At 71.2% G+C, this 15,786-nt stretch carries 17 protein-coding genes; 4 read left to right on the top strand and 13 right to left on the bottom strand.

From position 1 onward, the window contains the following. Positions 1-124: 124 nt before the first annotated feature. From CLV40_RS40150 to CLV40_RS36325, 5 genes are all read right to left on the bottom strand, one after another. A complete protein-coding gene (locus CLV40_RS40150; protein WP_245931816.1) occupies positions 125-277 on the bottom strand; it encodes a transposase family protein in 153 nt (50 codons plus the stop codon). Positions 278-280: 3 nt separating this feature from the next. Continuing rightward, entirely contained in the window at positions 281-529 is a 249-nt protein-coding gene (locus CLV40_RS40145; RefSeq protein WP_245931815.1) for a hypothetical protein, read from the bottom strand. Between the two features lie 67 nt (positions 530-596). Further along, entirely contained in the window at positions 597-1,574 is a 978-nt protein-coding gene (locus CLV40_RS36335; protein ID WP_104483577.1) for a tetratricopeptide repeat protein, read from the bottom strand. Between the two features lie 38 nt (positions 1,575-1,612). Further along, positions 1,613-2,494, bottom strand: coding sequence for an SCO6745 family protein (locus CLV40_RS36330; RefSeq protein ID WP_104483576.1), 882 nt, complete (start codon positions 2,492-2,494; stop codon positions 1,613-1,615). Positions 2,495-2,540: 46 nt separating this feature from the next. After that, positions 2,541-2,837: an MTH1187 family thiamine-binding protein gene (locus CLV40_RS36325; protein ID WP_104483575.1), complete on the bottom strand. Its 297-nt coding sequence runs from the start codon at positions 2,835-2,837 to the stop codon at positions 2,541-2,543. A 174-nt stretch (positions 2,838-3,011) separates the two neighbouring features. Here CLV40_RS36325 and CLV40_RS36320 point away from each other — a divergent pair, with 174 nt between their 5' ends. Continuing rightward, entirely contained in the window at positions 3,012-3,515 is a 504-nt protein-coding gene (locus CLV40_RS36320) for a MarR family winged helix-turn-helix transcriptional regulator (RefSeq protein WP_104483574.1), read from the top strand. A gap of 124 nt (positions 3,516-3,639) precedes the next feature. Here the strand turns inward: CLV40_RS36320 and CLV40_RS36315 are convergent, their stop codons facing one another. The 5 genes from CLV40_RS36315 to CLV40_RS36295 all read right to left on the bottom strand — a co-directional run bounded on the left by CLV40_RS36315 (position 3,640) and on the right by CLV40_RS36295 (position 8,366). Continuing rightward, positions 3,640-3,987, bottom strand: a complete 348-nt coding sequence (locus tag CLV40_RS36315) for a DUF3817 domain-containing protein (protein ID WP_104483582.1) — start codon at positions 3,985-3,987, stop codon at positions 3,640-3,642. A gap of 64 nt (positions 3,988-4,051) precedes the next feature. Further along, complete coding sequence (locus CLV40_RS36310) at positions 4,052-5,098, bottom strand: ABC transporter permease (RefSeq protein ID WP_245931814.1); 1,047 nt, start codon at positions 5,096-5,098, stop codon at positions 4,052-4,054. Continuing rightward, on the bottom strand, positions 5,095-6,015 hold the full coding sequence (locus CLV40_RS36305; RefSeq protein ID WP_104483573.1) for an ABC transporter ATP-binding protein: 921 nt from the start codon (positions 6,013-6,015) through the stop codon (positions 5,095-5,097). The genes CLV40_RS36310 and CLV40_RS36305 overlap by 4 nt, the downstream gene beginning before the upstream one ends. Positions 6,016-6,210: 195 nt before the next feature. Further along, positions 6,211-7,176: a methylmalonyl Co-A mutase-associated GTPase MeaB gene (gene meaB / locus CLV40_RS36300; protein ID WP_104483572.1), complete on the bottom strand. Its 966-nt coding sequence runs from the start codon at positions 7,174-7,176 to the stop codon at positions 6,211-6,213. Positions 7,177-7,178: 2 nt separating this feature from the next. After that, entirely contained in the window at positions 7,179-8,366 is a 1,188-nt protein-coding gene (locus CLV40_RS36295) for an acetyl-CoA C-acetyltransferase (protein WP_104483571.1), read from the bottom strand. Positions 8,367-8,500: 134 nt separating this feature from the next. On the opposite strand from CLV40_RS36295, the gene mce reads away from it, so the two are divergent. Continuing rightward, a complete protein-coding gene (mce, locus tag CLV40_RS36290) occupies positions 8,501-8,950 on the top strand; it encodes a methylmalonyl-CoA epimerase (RefSeq protein ID WP_104483570.1) in 450 nt (149 codons plus the stop codon). Positions 8,951-9,196: 246 nt separating this feature from the next. Here mce and CLV40_RS36285 read toward each other — a convergent pair whose 3' ends face one another. Continuing rightward, the gene (locus CLV40_RS36285) at positions 9,197-10,657 is read right to left on the bottom strand and encodes a peptide MFS transporter (RefSeq protein WP_104483569.1); all 1,461 of its coding nucleotides are present in this window, start codon (positions 10,655-10,657) and stop codon (positions 9,197-9,199) included. A 381-nt stretch (positions 10,658-11,038) separates the two neighbouring features. On the opposite strand from CLV40_RS36285, the gene ccrA reads away from it, so the two are divergent. Both ccrA and CLV40_RS36275 read left to right on the top strand, forming a co-directional pair. Beyond that, the gene (ccrA, locus tag CLV40_RS36280; RefSeq protein WP_104483568.1) at positions 11,039-12,370 is read left to right on the top strand and encodes a crotonyl-CoA carboxylase/reductase; all 1,332 of its coding nucleotides are present in this window, start codon (positions 11,039-11,041) and stop codon (positions 12,368-12,370) included. 105 nt (positions 12,371-12,475) lie between these two features. After that, complete coding sequence (locus CLV40_RS36275; RefSeq protein ID WP_104483567.1) at positions 12,476-13,666, top strand: coiled-coil domain-containing protein; 1,191 nt, start codon at positions 12,476-12,478, stop codon at positions 13,664-13,666. Between the two features lie 652 nt (positions 13,667-14,318). Here the strand turns inward: CLV40_RS36275 and CLV40_RS36270 are convergent. Both CLV40_RS36270 and CLV40_RS36265 read right to left on the bottom strand, forming a co-directional pair. Continuing rightward, the gene (locus CLV40_RS36270) at positions 14,319-15,275 is read right to left on the bottom strand and encodes an adenylate/guanylate cyclase domain-containing protein (RefSeq protein WP_104483566.1); all 957 of its coding nucleotides are present in this window, start codon (positions 15,273-15,275) and stop codon (positions 14,319-14,321) included. Beyond that, positions 15,272-15,721, bottom strand: coding sequence for a universal stress protein (locus CLV40_RS36265; protein ID WP_104483565.1), 450 nt, complete (start codon positions 15,719-15,721; stop codon positions 15,272-15,274). The genes CLV40_RS36270 and CLV40_RS36265 overlap by 4 nt, the downstream gene beginning before the upstream one ends. Positions 15,722-15,786: the final 65 nt, after the last annotated feature.

The raw sequence follows: 15,786 nt of genomic DNA, 5'->3' as shown, positions 1-15,786 counted from the left end.
GCTCAACGCGTTCGCCATCACATTCGGTGACCGCTGGCCAGGAGCCGAGACCTACTGATCAACAACGCCGGACACACCGATCATGGGATAGACCCCGGGAAGAAGACGATCAAGCCTGTGAGGCTTATTCAGCGGCGTAGAAGTAGAGGCCGATGACTGCGGAGATGGTGTCGATGGGGCGTCGGTAGTCGGTGTGAAGAACGCGCCAGGTCTTGAGGCGGGTGATGGCGCGTTCGACCACGACACGGATGGAGTTGTGGTGCCGGTTGAACTCCACTTCTCAGTCGGGCTGTTCACGGTTGCGGGGTTTTCTGATCGGGGTGAGGATGCCGCTGCCGATGTAGCCCTTGTCGCCGAGCCAGGTGCCGGGGTCTCGGCCGTCGAGATCGTCGGCCGTGGGAACGCGGTGTCCGAGCAAGCCGACCACCGGTGGTGTGACCGCCGTGATCGCCCGGCTGATCGTCGACTGCGACACCTCGAACGCGTCCGCCAACTCCGCTTGAACCCGATTCCGGCGCGGGTACGCCACGCACCACCACACCCCGACAACAAAACGGGCCCCGGAGCAACACCCCGGGGCCCGCCAAAACCCAAGATCAGAACAGCGCGCTGGCCAACTCCCGACGCGCCTTGACCACCCGCGGGTCGTCCGCCGGGAACAGGTCGAACAACGACACCAGGTGCGTCCGCGCCTTGTCCCGCTCCGCCCCCGAACTCCGCCGCACCGCCGCGATCAGCCGCCCGAACGCCTTCTCCACCTGCTGCCCCGCCAACTCCAGGTCGGCCGCCCCCGCCTGCGCGTCGACGTCATCCGGTGACGTGTCCGCCCGCACGATCACCGACGGGTCGATCGCCTGCGTCCGAGCCAGGAACCGCACCTGCGCCAACGCCGCCTTCGCGTCCGCGTTCGCCGGTTCCGCGTCCAGGATCGCCTGGTACCGCGCCTCAGCCGTCTCGAAGTCACCAGCCTCGAACGCGTCCTCGGCCGCCGCGAACCGCTCGTCCTCCGGCTCCGGCTCCGCGACCGCCGCGGGCGCGCCCGCCTCGGCCGCGCGGATCCCCGGCAACCGGTCGCGCAGCGCGTCGAGGATCGAGTTGATCCACTGGCGGACGCGGTCCTCCGGCGGTACGTCGTTGAACGCGTCGACCGGCTGGCGGGCGGCGATGGCGATCACCATCGGCACCGCCTGCACACCGAACAGCTGCGCCACCCGGGGACTGATCTCCACGTCCACCTTGGCCAGCCGCCAGGCGCCTCTGCCCTCCACGGCGAGCCGTTCGAGCACGCCGACCAGTTGCTTGGACTGGGCCGACCAGCCCGCGACCAGCGCGACCACCACCGGGACCTCGGCGGAGCGCTCGACCACCTCGGCCTCGAAGTTGGCCTCGGTGACGTCGATGGAGTGCGCGCCCGAGGTGGCGGGGGCGTCGGTGTCGTCCTGGTCGGACGCGGGCGTGGCGGGCTTGGGTGCCCGCGCGGCGGCGTCCGCGCGCGCCTTGAGCGCGGACAGGTCTACGGCCCGGGATAGGGCGGCCGACAGTGCGGCGGTCTGGCGTGGATCTGGCCTGGTCACTCCCTCATCCTGGCACGCCCCCTGATCCCACGTCCGCGCTACCGGCCATCCCCCACCAGCGCGGCGAGCCGGGCCGCCGGGCTCAGCGCCATCGGGTTGACCCGCATCCGGTCGTTCTCCCTGGTGATGCGCAGGGCCAGCGGCGCGACCAGCTCCACGAACCGCTCGGTGCCCCGGTCGCCCAGCTGCAGCCACGGCGCGGCCGCGGCCTCGTCGGTGAGGTCCTCCACCGACTCGCGCAGGCCCCGGCCCTCCTCGGTGAGCACGTCCGGCTCGTCGAGGACGCCGCGGTCCTGCAGCCTGCCGACCGCCGCGTGCCACTCGTCGTCGGGGACGTTGCGGGCGGTGCGCAGGTACTCGGGGTCCAGGTCCCGGTCGACGCCGATCGTGACGAGCGCCTCAACCGGGTCCAGCCCGGCGGTCACCAGGGCGGCCACGTGCCCGTCGCCCCGGGACTCGCGCAGGGTCGTCACCGCCTGCCAGAGCGCGAGGTGGGGCTCCGCGGGCAGCGGCAGTGCCGCGTTGGCCGCGCCGAGCGGGCGCCCCGCCGTCGGCACCCACCCGACCACCGCGCGGGCCAGGTCGGCCGCCTCGGCGACGTCCGGCCCCTCGACCGCGTCGCCCAACAGCCGCCGCAGGGCGCCGTCGACGCCGCGCAGCCGGGCGGCCAGGAACTCCGCAGGCGACGCGACCGTCCACACGTCGGGGACGGCGCGCTCCACTCTGGAGGGGTGGAAGTTGTAGAACACGCTGGTCACCAGCCACGCGGGCGCGGCGCCCAGCGGCGCGGCGCGCATGCCGAAGTACCCCATCCAGCGGCCCCGGCAGCCGAGCGCGTCGGTCTCGGCGACTGACTCCGGGGTGAAGTAGGTGACGGCGTGGTACGGCTCGAAGCACTCCCACAGCACGCGAGGGTCCACGTCGGCTCCCAGGTAGTAGGTAGTCGGATAGTAGGACGTCCGAGCTTTACTCCGCCAGGTACTCCTCGACCCTGGCGACCTTCGACTCCAGCTGACCGGTGTACCCGGGCCGGATGTCGGCCTTCAGCACCAGGCTCACCCTCGGGTACCGCGCGAGCAGCACGTCGGTCGCCCGCCGCACCACGCCCATCACCTCGTCCCACTCGCCTTCCACGATCGTGTACATGGCGGTGAGCTGGTGCGGCAGCCCCGACTCGCGCACGACGCGCACCGCGGCGGCGACGGCCTCGCCGACGTTCTCCGACTCCCCGCCGAGCGGGCTGACACTGAAGGCGATGAGCACGGGCGCACTCCTGGCTCGGAGACGTGAACGGGCGGGTGACTGGGCCGAACGTGGCCGCACACTATCCGGGCGACCGCGCCGCGTGACAGGGCAGCCGAGAGCGGTCCGGGACACACCGGTCGATTCCCGCAGCCCACGGCCGTGCGGGCGAACCCACTGGTAGCTTCCTTTCCCATGAGGCCGCGCTCGTTGTCCTTCGACCCCATCGCCCGCGCCGCGGAGCTGTGGGAGGAGCGCATCGGCGACTCCACGACCATGGCCGCGGTGACCAGCGTCATGCGCGTGCAGCAGATCCTGCAGTCCGCCGTGGACGCCGCGCTCAAGCCGCACGGGCTGACCTTCGCCCGCTACGAGGCACTGGTGCTGCTGACCTTCGCCAAGCGCGGCAGCCTGCCGATGCGGGTGATGGGCGAACGGCTGCAGTTGCACCCGACCAGCGTCACCAACATCGTCGACCGGCTGGAGGCCGACGGCCTGGTCAAGCGGACCCCGCACCCGACCGACCGGCGCACCACCCTGGCCGAGATCACCGACGCGGGCCGCGAGCGCCGCGAGCAGGCCACGACCGCCGTCACCGCCGTCGACTTCGGCCTGCGCGGCCTGACCGACCGGCAGACCACCCAGCTCACCGACCTGCTCGCCAAGGTCCGCAAAGCGGCGGGCGACTTCCAGGACTGAGGCATTCCCTCCCGCCACCATCCCCGCCCGGCACCGTTCCCGACCTGGCACCGGATCTCGCCCGAAACACCGAGCGCCGCCCCGGAATCCGTTCCGGGGCGGCGCTCGGGTCAGTTTCGGGTTCTCAGGCGTTGACGCTGAGCAACATGCCCGCGCGCAGCTGCTTGGGGCCGACCGGGTCGAGCTTGCCGGTGCGCAGCGCCCAGCGCTCGAACAGCAGTGTCGCCAGTGGAGGGACGCTGGCGACCAGCGCCCACACCGTGGTCCACCGGTTCCAGCCCAGCTGCCGGGAGGAGACCAGCGTCACCACGACGTAGGCGACGAAGACGGCGCCGTGGATCGGGCCGAAGACCTTGACCCCGAGGTCGCCGTAGTCGGTGGCGTACTTCACGAGCATCCCGAGGAGCAGGCCGACCCAGGAGACGGCCTCGATGACGGCGACCGCGCGGAAGCGGGCAGCAGGCGTGCGCATGATCCCAGTGTGCGGCGTGAGCGCGCTCACCGAGGGCTCGGGCCACCGCGCTGACCAGCGGTTTTCAGCTGTCCTCCCAACTGAAGACCCGGGTCGCGATGAAGCTCACAACGAGGATGAACCCCAACAGGACGCCGCACGGCACCAGCAGCGCCTCGACGCCCTTGCCGCGCACCATGACGTCGGTGAGGCCGTCGTTCATGTGCCGCAACGGGAACACCTTCGACACCGCCCGCAACCACGACGGCGCCATGTCGATCGGGAAGAAGGTGCCGGACAGGAACGCCATGGGCAACGTCACGATGTTGGCCGCGGCGGTGGCCGCCTCCTCGGTCTTGCAGAAGGCGCCGACCAGCATGCCGATCGAGAAGAACGCCAGCACGCCCAACAGGAAGATCGGGATCGCCAGGTACCACGTGCCGGACAGTCGCAGCCCGAACACCGGCAGCGACGCCACCCCGGTGAACAGCAGTGCCTGCGAGACCGCGACGGTGACGGTGACCAGCACGCGCGAGGACAGCACCGTGACCGGCGACACGGGTGCCAGCCGCAGCCTGCGCAGCACCTGCTTGCGCCGCCAGGTCACCAGGGTCATGCCCGCGCTGAACACCGCGCCGACCGCGATGCTCCAGCTCAGGATGCCGGGGGTGAGGTACTGGATGGGTTTGAGCGAGGAGTCCTCGACCTGCTGCGCGGTGAAGTCGAACTTCGGCGGCCTGCCGCTGGCCCGCACGTTGAGCGACTGCGTGACGCCCGACACCAGGCCCTGCACGGTGCCCGCCTGGGCCTGGTTGCTGGCCGCGAAGTGCAGCACCACGCGGTCGCCGTTGACCTCGACCAGCCCGGGCAGGTCGCCCGCGCGGACCTTGGCGACGCCGTCGTCCAGCTTGTCGAACCGCTGCACCTCGACGGCCCCGGTGCGCTCGAGGGCGACGACGACCTCGCCGTCGCCGTAGGCGCCGAGCTTGATCTTGTCCATGCCCGCGTCGCGGAACAGCAGCCCGAAGACCACCAGGAACATCAGCGGGAACAGGAAGGAGAAGAACAGGGTGGTCTTGTCCCGCACCAGGCCCTTGGCCATCGCCTTGGCCAGGCTCTTGAACGCCGTCACGCGCGGTACTCCCGTCCGGTCAGCTGGAGGAAGACGTCCTCCAGGGTGGCGGTCCGCACCTGCAGGCCGTCGAGGGTGCCGCGCTCGGCCAGGGCGGCCAGCAGCGGCGCGGGGGTGCGCGTGGTGAGCACCAGCGACTGCTCGTCCTCGCCGACCTCGTCGGCACCGGGCAGGCCCGCGGCGTCGGCGGCGGTCAGCGTGCCGCGCTCGAGGGTGATCCGGGTGGGCGCGTCGAGCCCGCGGACCAGGGCGGTCGGGGTGTCCATGGCCAGCACCCGGCCCTGGTCCATGATCGCCACCCGGTCGCAGAGGATCTCGGCCTCGTCGAGGTAGTGGGTGGTGTAGACGATGGTCTTGCCGCGCTCCCGGATCACGCGCAGCACGTCCCACAGGTTGCGGCGGGCCTGCGGGTCCAGCGCGGCGGTGGGCTCGTCGAGGAAGACGACGTCCGGGTCGTGGGCGAGCGCGCAGGCGATGGACAGCCGCTGCCGCTGACCCCCGGAGAGCTTGTCCTCGCGGGTGCCCGCCTTCTCGGTGAGACCGACCAGTTCCAGCATCTCGTCCACGCGGCCTGCGCCGACGCCGTAGAGCGCGGAGAAGGTCTCCAGCTGCTCGCGCGCGGTCAGCCGGTCGAAGAACGCCGACGCCTGCAGCTGCACGCCGATGCGCGGCAGCAGGGCGGGCTTGCGCGGGAACGGGCTCTCCCCCAGCAGCCGCACGGACCCGCTGTCCGGCTCGCGCAGCCCCTCCATGATCTCCAGTGCGGTGGTCTTCCCGGCCCCGTTGGGTCCGAGGATGCCGAAGAACTCCCCGTGGCCGACGGTGAACGACACGCCGTCGACCGCTTTCAAGTCCCCATAGGACTTGCGGATGTCGTCGACGACGATTGCCGCCGCACCCGCCCCAGTGCTGGTCATGGGGGCAACATACGTCGGCGACCGGCCGGTCCGCCGCCGACCCCGCACACCGGCCGCCCGGTTGCGCTGATCGGATCAGTCGGATCAACTCAAGAGGCCACCTGGACGGCCTATTCGTTAAACCGCGAGTAATTCAAGGGTGAAGACAATCGACCGCCAGTCGCGCGAACGGGCCCGGTCAGTCGAATACCCCGATCACCCGGGGTGGTCGTTCTCCCCGTCGGCCGTCAACGCGTGCGCGGCGGTGTACGGGTCGCACTCCCCCGCCGCGACTCGGACGGCCAGCGCGTCCAACCGGTCGCCGCGCCACCGGGCGCGCAGCGCGGCGAGCGCGACGGCCTCGATCTCGGCGCGCGCCCGTTCGACGCGGCGCGCCGCGAGGTCGCCGTGCGCGGCGGTCCAGTCGTGGTGCGCGTCGACGGCCTCGACCAGGTCGGCGATGCCCGCGCCCCGGTCGGCGGTGGTCTTGACCACCGGCTGCCGCCACGACGCGCCCCGGATTTCCCTGCGCCCCAACGAGATCGCGTGCTTGAGGTCGCGGACGGTGGCGTCGGCGCCGTCGCGGTCGGCCTTGTTGACGGCGAACACGTCGGCGATCTCCAGGATGCCCGCCTTGGCCGCCTGGATGCCGTCGCCCATGCCGGGGGCGAGCAGCACGACGACGCTGTCGGCCAGCGCCACGACGTCCACTTCGGACTGTCCGACCCCGACGGTCTCGACCAGCACCACGTCGAACCCGGCGGCGTCGAGCACCCGGACGGCCTGCGGGGTCGACCAGGCGAGGCCACCGAGGTGGCCGCGGGTGGCCATGGAGCGGATGAACACGCCGGGGTCGGTCGCGTGGTCCTGCATGCGGATCCGGTCGCCGAGCAGCGCGCCTCCGGAGAACGGCGACGACGGGTCGATGGCCAGCACCCCGACCCGCTGCCCGCGCGCCCGGTACGCGCCGACCAGGGCCGACGTGGTGGTGGACTTGCCGACCCCGGGCGCGCCGGTCAGCCCGACGACCCGCGCGCGGCCCGTGTGCGGGGCCAGGGCGGCGGCGATCTCGGGCAGCCGGGGACTGGCGTCCTCGACGAGCGTGATGAGCCGGGCGACCGCGCGCGCGTCGCCGCCGCGCGCGCGGTCGACCAGGTCCGGCACCGCGTGGGTGCGGGTCAAGCTCAGCCCTTGGGCACGCTGATGATCAGCGCGTCGCCCTGGCCGCCGCCACCGCAGAGGCCCGCGGCGCCGACGCCGCCACCGCGGCGCTTGAGCTCGTAGGCCAGGTGCACGACCAGCCGGGCCCCGGAGGCCCCGATCGGGTGGCCCAGGGCGATGGCGCCGCCGTTGACGTTGACGATGTCGCCGCTGACGCCGAGCTGCCGGGTGGAGACCACGCCGACGGCGGCGAAGGCCTCGTTGATCTCGACCAGGTCCAGGTCGGCGGCGGCGATGCCCTGCTTGGCCAGCGCGGCCTTGATCGCGTTCGACGGCTGCTCGTGCAGGCTGGCGTCCGGTCCGGCGACGACGCCGTGCGCGCCGATCTCGGCGATCCAGCTCAGGCCCAGCTCCTCGGCCTTGGCCTTGCTCATCACGACCACCGCGGCGGCGCCGTCGGAGATCTGCGAGGCCGAGCCCGCGGTGATGGTGCCGTCGCCCGCGAACGCGGGGCGCAGCTTGGCCAAGCCCTCGACGGTGGTGTCGCCGCGCACGCCCTCGTCGGTGTCGAACACGACCGGGTCGCCCTTGCGCTGCGGGATGTCGACGGGGGCGATCTCGTCGGCGAAGCGCCCCTCGGCGATGGCCGCGGCGGCGCGCTGGTGCGACAGGGCGGCGAAGGCGTCCTGCTCCTCGCGGGTGATGCCGTAGCGGGCGTTGTGCTTCTCCGTGGAGGCGCCCATGGCGACCTGGTCGAAGGCGCAGAAGAGGCCGTCGTGGGCCATGTGGTCGACCAGGGTCACCTCGCCGAACTTGAAGCCGGCGCGGGACTTGGGCAGCAGGTGCGGCGCCTGGGTCATGGACTCCTGGCCGCCCGCGACCACGATGTCGAACTCGCCCGCGCGGATGAGCTGGTCGGCCAGCGCGATGGCGTCGAGGCCGGAGAGGCAGACCTTGTTGACCGTCAGCGCGGGCACGTCCATCGGGATGCCCGCGGCGACCGCGGCCTGCCGGGCCGGGATCTGGCCCGCGCCCGCGGTGAGCACCTGGCCCATGATCACGTACTGCACCTGCTCGGGGGCCACGCCCGCGCGCTCCAGCGCCGCCTTGATCGCGACACCGCCGAGCTGCGCCCCGGTGAAGTCTTTGAGCGAGCCGAGCAGTCGGCCGATCGGTGTGCGGGCACCGGCGACGATGACGGATCCGGACACGGCGGTCTCCTAAGCGATGCGAACGGTCGTTAACGTGGACCATACTCGCGGACCAGCGATTTGCCACGCCGGGCTGTGAGTGACCGCACAGCAGGCGTTACCGCGGGTTAAGGGCGGCGTACTACGTTCGAGCCATGAGCAGCGATGTCCTGAAGAAGCACGTGCTGGCCATCGACCACGTCGGCATCGCCGTGCCCGACCTGGACGCGGCGATCGCCTTCCACCGCGACCACTTCGGCCTCGTCCCGGTGCACGAGGAGGTCAACGCGGAGCAGGGCGTGCGCGAGGCCATGCTGCGCGCCCCCGGCGACGACGGCACGGGCACGGCCGTCCAACTGCTGGCCCCGATCGACGAGTCGTCGACCATCGCCAAGTTCATCGGCCGCAACGGCCCGGGCCTGCAGCAGCTGGCCTACCGGGTGGCCGACGTGGCCGCCACCACCGAGGCCCTGCGCGCCGCGGGCCTGCGCGTGCTCTACCCGGAGCCCAAGCGCGGCACGGCGGGCAGCAAGGTCAACTTCGTGCACCCGAAGGACGCGGGCGGCGTCTTGGTCGAACTCGTGGAACCCGCCGCCGAGCACTGACCCCCGAATGAGGGGCCGCCGAGCAACCCGCTCGGCGGCCTCGCACTCGCTTCGACCACTCCAACTCACGCCAACCCATCCCAACCCGCGCCGAGGCAGCACGCGCGAGGGGCCCCGCAATAGGGAACTCCTATTTCACTCCTACGGCGGGGCGAGCTGCGACGAGAAGACGTCGAGCCCGCCCCGTGGACAGCTCGGGCGCATGTGGACCGAGCCGTGATTGGGCCGTGATCGGGAGCGGACCGGTCAGCGCACGCCGCGCATGAGTTTGCGTACGAGCGGGGTCATGGCGGCCATGGCCACGCCGAGGGCGATGGCGACGCCGCCGAGGACGCCGAAGTAGGCGGGTTCGTCGTCCTTCGAGTAGTACTCGGCCAGCGCGCCCGCGACCGACGTGCCCAGCGCCAGCGACAGGTAGAACAGCGCGACCATCTGCGCGGTGAACGCCTTGGGCGCCAGCTTCGTCGACAGCGACAGCCCCACCGGCGACAGGCACATCTCGCCGACCACGAAGATCACCAGCACCAGGACCAGCAGCAGCGGCGGGATCACCTTGTCGCCCTTGGTGAACCCGAGCAGCGCCATCACCAGGAACGCCACGCCCATGGACCCGACGCCGATGGCGAACTTGACCGGAGTGGACGGTTGTCGGTCACCCAGCTTCACCCACAGCGCGGCGAACACCGGCGCCAGCAGCACCACGAACAGCGGCTCCACCGAGTTGAACCACGACGGCGGGATCGACCACCCCCACAGGTCCAGGTCGACGCGCTGCTCGGCGTAGATCGCCAGCACGGTGAACTGCTGCTGGAACAGCGCCCAGAAACCGAAGCTGGCCAGGAACATCGGCGCGAACGCCCACACCCGCGCGCGCTCCACGCCGTCCACGCGCTTGCTGGTCAGCAGGACCGTGAACAGCGCGATGACCGCGGCGACGATCACCCAGGTGACCACGGTGGCCAGGTTGTCCGCGGCGATGACGCCGGTCAGCACCAGCACGAGGATCGCCGCGACGGCCACCACGCCGATCCCGAGCGCGCGGATCCGGTCCGGTCCGGTGAGCGGGTTGGGCACCACGCGGCCCGCGTCGGGCAGGTTCTTGCGGCCGAGGGTGTACTGGGTCAGGCCCAGCGCCATGCCGATGGCGGCGAGGCCGAAGCCGTAGTGGAAGCCGATGTTGTCCTGCAGCAGGCCGGTCAGCAGCGGGCCGACCAGGGCGCCCAGGTTGATGCCCATGTAGAAGATCGAGAACGCCGAGTCGCGGCGCACGTCGTCCTGGCCGTAGAGCATGCCGACGAGCGTGGTCGCGGTGGCCTTGAGACCGCCGGAGCCCAGCGCCACGCAGATCAGGCCGACGGCCACGCCCGCCACCCCGGGCAGCACGGCCAGCGCCAGGTGCCCGGTGAGGATGAGGACGCCGCTGTAGAACAGCGTGCGCTCGGGGCCGAGGAGCCGGTCGGCCACCCAGGATCCCGCGATGGTGGCGAGGTAGACGGAACCGCCGTAGGCGCCGACGATCCCGGCGGCGGTTGCCTCGTCGAGCCCGAGACCACCCTTTTCCGCGGTGAAGTACAGGTAGTACAGCAGGATCGCTTGCATCCCGTAGTAGGAGAAGCGCTCCCACATCTCGGTGCCCGCGAGGTTCGCCAGCCCTCGTGGGTGGCCGAAGAAGCCTCGGTCTTGCGTGACCTCGGTAGAGGTGCTCACGGTCGGTTAGTCCTTTTCACCCGGGTGCGGCGACACTGCCGCACATCAGTCGCGGTGGACCTTCCACCGACCGAACCGTATGACACGTGCGTGTTTTACCAACTACTAAACGTGTTGTCCGTCTCGTCCACGGCACGCGAGCGCGCCGCGAATAACCCGCCAACCAGCGCGAATGCGGACCAAATCCGGGAATACGGGGATTTTCACCCGCGCGACACGAAGCGGTTGATCCACTGTGGAGCGACGTTGCGCCACCCGGCGGACGACCGCGGTGCCCTGGGTCACACATCGCTGGTACTGAATCGCTACCCATGAGTAACGTCCCGGCTCCCGGGGCGCCCGTCCCGGTCGACGCACCCGTAACTCCCCGGGAGGTCCGCCGTGCAGCACATCCTCGAAGCGATCCAGGCAGGCGAGTCGGCCGCGCTGGGCGCGCTGCCGGTACCCGAGCACTACCGGGGGGTGACCGTGCGCGCCGACGAGGCGTCGATGTTCGACGGGCTGGAGTCCAAGGACAAGGACCCGCGCCGGTCGCTGCACGTGGACGAGGTGCCGACGCCGGAGCTGGGGCCGGGCGAGGCGCTGGTCGCGGTGATGGCCAGCGCGATCAACTACAACACCGTCTGGACGTCGATCTTCGAACCGGTGTCCACGTTCAAGTTCCTCGAGCGCTACGGCAAGGTCTCGCCGCTGGCCAAGCGGCACGACCAGCCGTACCACGTGGTCGGCTCGGACCTGGCGGGCGTGGTGCTGCGCACCGGTCCGGGCGTGCACAACTGGAAGCCGGGCGACGAGGTCGTGGCGCACTGCCTCAGCGTCGAGCTGGAGGGCCCGGACGGGCACGGCGACACGATGCTGGACTCGCAGCAGCGGATCTGGGGTTTCGAGACCAACTTCGGCGGGCTCGCGGAGCTGGCGCTGGTGAAGTCGAACCAGCTGATGCCCAAGCCCGCGCACCTGACCTGGGAGGAGGCCGCCTCCCCCGGCCTGGTCAACTCCACCGCGTACCGGCAGTTGGTCTCGGGCAACGGCGCGGGCATGAAGCAAGGCGACGTCGTGCTGATCTGGGGCGCGTCCGGCGGCCTCGGCTCGTACGCCACCCAGTTCGCGCTCAACGGCGGCGCGATCCCGGTGTGCGTGGTGTCCAGCCCGCAGAAGGCGGAGATCGCTCGCAAGATGGGCGCCGAGCTGGTGATCGACCGCAACGCGGAGGGCTACGGGTTCTGGAAGGACGAGCACACCCAGGACCCGCGCGAGTGGCAGCGGCTGGGCGCCAAGATCCGGGAACTGACCGGAGGGGACGATCCGGACATCGTGTTCGAGCACCCGGGCCGCGAGACCTTCGGCGCGTCGGTCTACGTCGCCCGGCGCGGCGGCACGATCGTCACGTGCGCGTCCACCTCGGGCTACACGCACCAGTACGACAACCGGTACCTGTGGATGAACCTGAAGCGGATCATCGGCTCGCACTTCGCGAACTACCGCGAGTCGTGGGAGGCGAACCGGTTGATCGACAAGGGCTTCATCCACCCGACGCTGTCGCGGACGTACGCGCTCGCCGACACCGGTCAGGCCGCGCTGGACGTCCACCGCAACGCGCACCAGGGCAAGGTGGGCGTGCTGTGCCTGGCGCCGTCGGAAGGGCTCGGGGTGCGCGACCCGGAGAAGCGGGCCAAGCACCTCGCCGCGATCAACCGGTTCCGCGGCGTGTGAAATCTCCCCCCGGTGGCCGTACCCCCCTCGCGGCCACCGGGGGGTTCCCGGAGTTTCCGCGCGACTATCCGTGAGCGCGCGCTCGTCGGCAGGTAGCGTGGGCGCATGGGCTTGGGTGAGGAACGCGATCTCGTCCCGTTGGGTGCCGGTTTCGACATCACCAAGCGGGGCTACAGCCGCGCTCAGGTGGAGGAGCACCTGGAGCGGATCGACGCCGAACTGCAACTGCTGCACGCCGACCGCAACGCGGCGGTGTCCCAGGCCGCCGATCTGGCCAAGCAGCTGGAAGCCAGCCGGAGCGAGATCAGCGACCTGCGCGGCCAGATCGACCGGCTGTCGCAGCCGCCGACCACGCTCGAGGGCCTGAGCGAACGCCTCCAGCGCATGCTGCGGCTGGCCACCGAGGAGGCGAGCGAGACCAAGGCGCGCGCCGAGGCCGAGGCCGGACGCATCCGGGGCAAGGCGGAGGCGGACGCGTCGTCCCTGCGCCAGCGCTACGAGCGGCTGATCGCCGAGACCGAGTCCCGCCGCGCCGACATGGAAGCCGAACACCGCGGCGTCGTGGAGAAGGCGCGCGCCGACGCGGAGCAGGCCGTCTCCACCGCCCGCGCCGAGGCCGCCCGGCTCGACAGCGAGGCCCAGGCCCGCCGCACGTCGGTCGAGGAGGACTTCGAGATCGCCATGGCCGCCCGCCGCACGGAGTCGATGCGCGCCCTGGCCGAACTCGAGTCCACCACCAAAGCCGACGCCGAACGCCGCGTCCGGGAGGCGACGGAGGAGGCCAACCGCCGCCGCCACGACGCGACCACGGAGTCGACAGCCCGTCTCCAGGAAGCCACCACCGAAGCCCACCGCCGGGTGCGGGAGGCGACGGAAGAGGCGAACCGCCGCATCACCCACGCCACCCAGCGCGTCGCGGCGCTGCGCCAGCTCCGCGCGAGGGTCGCCGACCAACTCCACTCGGCACGAGACCTGATCGCCGACGCGCACGTGCAGCTGGCCGACGCCGCCCCGGTCCTGGACCCACTGCCGGAGGAACGGCTCACCGCCAAGACCATCGACGGCACCCCAGCCGACGATTCGCCGACGAAGACGTTGCGGTCGGTGGTGGGGCCGCCGAAGGAGCACTGGGAACCGGCGGAGGTCGAACCGGAACGCGCCCCCGCGACTCCGCAGGGCCGCCCCACGGAGTCGGCCATCCCGGCTACGCCTCCCCCTGCGGCCGCAGACCGAACCCAGAAGCTGACGCGGCCGGGGAGTCAGTCCACGAACAAGCGGCCCGCTACCCGTCGCTGACCGGGGAACCTGATGGTCCCTCGGGACATACCCCAGACTCTGCCCCCAGCCATTCCGAGTTGTCCACAGGCTTGATCATCTCTGCCCGGAATTGTCGGTCCTCCTCGCTAGGATGGACAGTGGGGGCCGGAGGCATCGATTTGATCATCTTTGTGCTGCGGGGTGCCGGTTCGCGGCGTGACCGGGTTGATCGGTCCGGCTGTTCGCGGAAAAGACGGGCGGCCTCGATTGAGTGAACTTACTTTGCGCGAGGCCCCTACGAACCTGCGGTGGGGAAAAGCGGTGGGAGGGGCAAGCCCACCCCACCCGCAGGCGAGCTTGGCAGGCCCGTCCCCACACAAAGCAAGTCCACCCAATCAAGGCGTATAGCGGGGGCGCGTTGCGTTCTGCGGGACTGGGATCCTGCGGCGGTTGTGGGGGCGGCTGGGGATAAGCCGAAAAGCCTGAATGATGTGACGGAGATGCGTCGCGTTGAGTGGAGGCTGGAAACCTGCGGCGGTTACGGGAGTGGCTCGAGACAAGCCCAAAGCCCCAATGACGTGCCGGAGATGCGTTGCATTTGGCTGGGGTCCTGTGGCGGTCGTGCCGACAAGGAAGCGCTGTGCGGAGGAGCCCGGTCCGAGCCCCGCCCACAAGGGCTCGGACCGGGTGGTCAGCTGCCGGGGCCTCGGCGGAGGACGGCGTGGTGCAGTCGGTTGTAGCCGCGGACCGAGATGGGTCTGCGGGTGCGGAGGGTGAAGTCTGCGCTATCGGACAGGGCCGTGGCCAGTCCCCGGTCCGTCAACACCGTGCCGGGTTTCGCCGTGGCGGTGAGCCTGCTGGCGATGTTGACCACCGAGCCGTACACGTCCCCGTACCTGTTCAACACCCGCCCGTACGCCAACCCCGCGCGCAGCGGGGGCAGCACCGGGTCGCCCTCGGCGCGCTCCAGCAGGGCCAACGCGATCTCCGCGCCGTGGGTCGGGTGGTCGGCGACGAACAGGACCTCGTCGCCCAGCATCTTCACGATTCGGCCGTGGTTGTCGGCCACCACCTCGGCCGTGGTGGTGTCGAAGCGGTCGATGAGTCGGGCCAGTTCGTCCTCGTCGGCGTGTCGGGTCCGGGTGGTGAAGCCGACCATGTCCGCGAAGCCGACGACCTGGTCGCGCGTCTCCAGGTCCTCGGTGGCCAGGGCGCGACCGGCGTACGCGGCGAGGTGGCGGCGCCAGACGAAGGCCTGGAGCCGCTCCAGGTCGGGGAGCAGGGCCTCGACGAAACGGGTCAGTTGGCGGTCGTCGTCGAGGAGTTGGGGGTTGGCGGCGAGGACGTCGCGCAGGACGTGCACCTGCCACTCGGCCAGCCGGGACAGGTGTTGGCCCAGTAGCCGGGCGGTGGCGGTCGCCATGTCCGGTTCCAGTACGCCCGCCGAGATCAGCTCGTACGTCACCCGCAGCGCCTCGACGTCGCTGTCGGTGAACACCACCTCGTCGTCGGCCACCGTCGCGAAGCCGAGGGCGCGCCACAGCGTCGTCGCGCGCTCCAGCGGCACGCCCGCCTTCGCGCACACCTGTGCCCGCGTGTACCGCCGCTCCCCGCCGAGCAGGACCCGCTCCGCCCAGGCCTCGCTCACGTCGTGTGCACGATCAGCACGTCGACCCCCGACTTGCGGGCCACCTCCGCGGGCACCGACCCGAGGAGGCGACCCGCCAGCGTGTTGAGGCCCCGGTTGCCGACGACCAGCAGGTCCGCCCGCCGCTCGGCGACCACCGACGCCAGCGCCGACACCGGTTCACCGTCCACGACCAGCGTCTCGACCCGGGTCGCGCCCGCCTTCCGCGCGCGCTCGGCCGCGGTGCGCACCGCTTCCTCCGCCGGGTTCGCGCCGACGACCTGGTAGGCGACGTCGTCGCCGAGCGCGTCCTGGGCGCGGGTCACCTCGCGGGGCTCGCGCGGCCGGAAGGCGGACACGACGACCAGGCACGCGCCTGCCGCGGCGGCGACGGCGGCGGCCCGGTCGACCGCGCGGAAGGACGAGTCGGAGCCGTCGGTGCCGACGACCACGGTCTGGTAGGTCACGTGTCCCTCCCGAGCTACTTTTGGGTAGGTCTCGTCAGGACAACGACGTACCCGCTCGGAGGACG

Source organism: Actinokineospora auranticolor (genome assembly GCF_002934265.1).
In the GTDB taxonomy this organism is placed as follows: domain Bacteria; phylum Actinomycetota; class Actinomycetes; order Mycobacteriales; family Pseudonocardiaceae; genus Actinokineospora; species Actinokineospora auranticolor.
The sequence above is the reverse complement of the archived record's forward strand: the minus strand, read 5'-3'. Positions and strand labels throughout refer to the sequence as shown.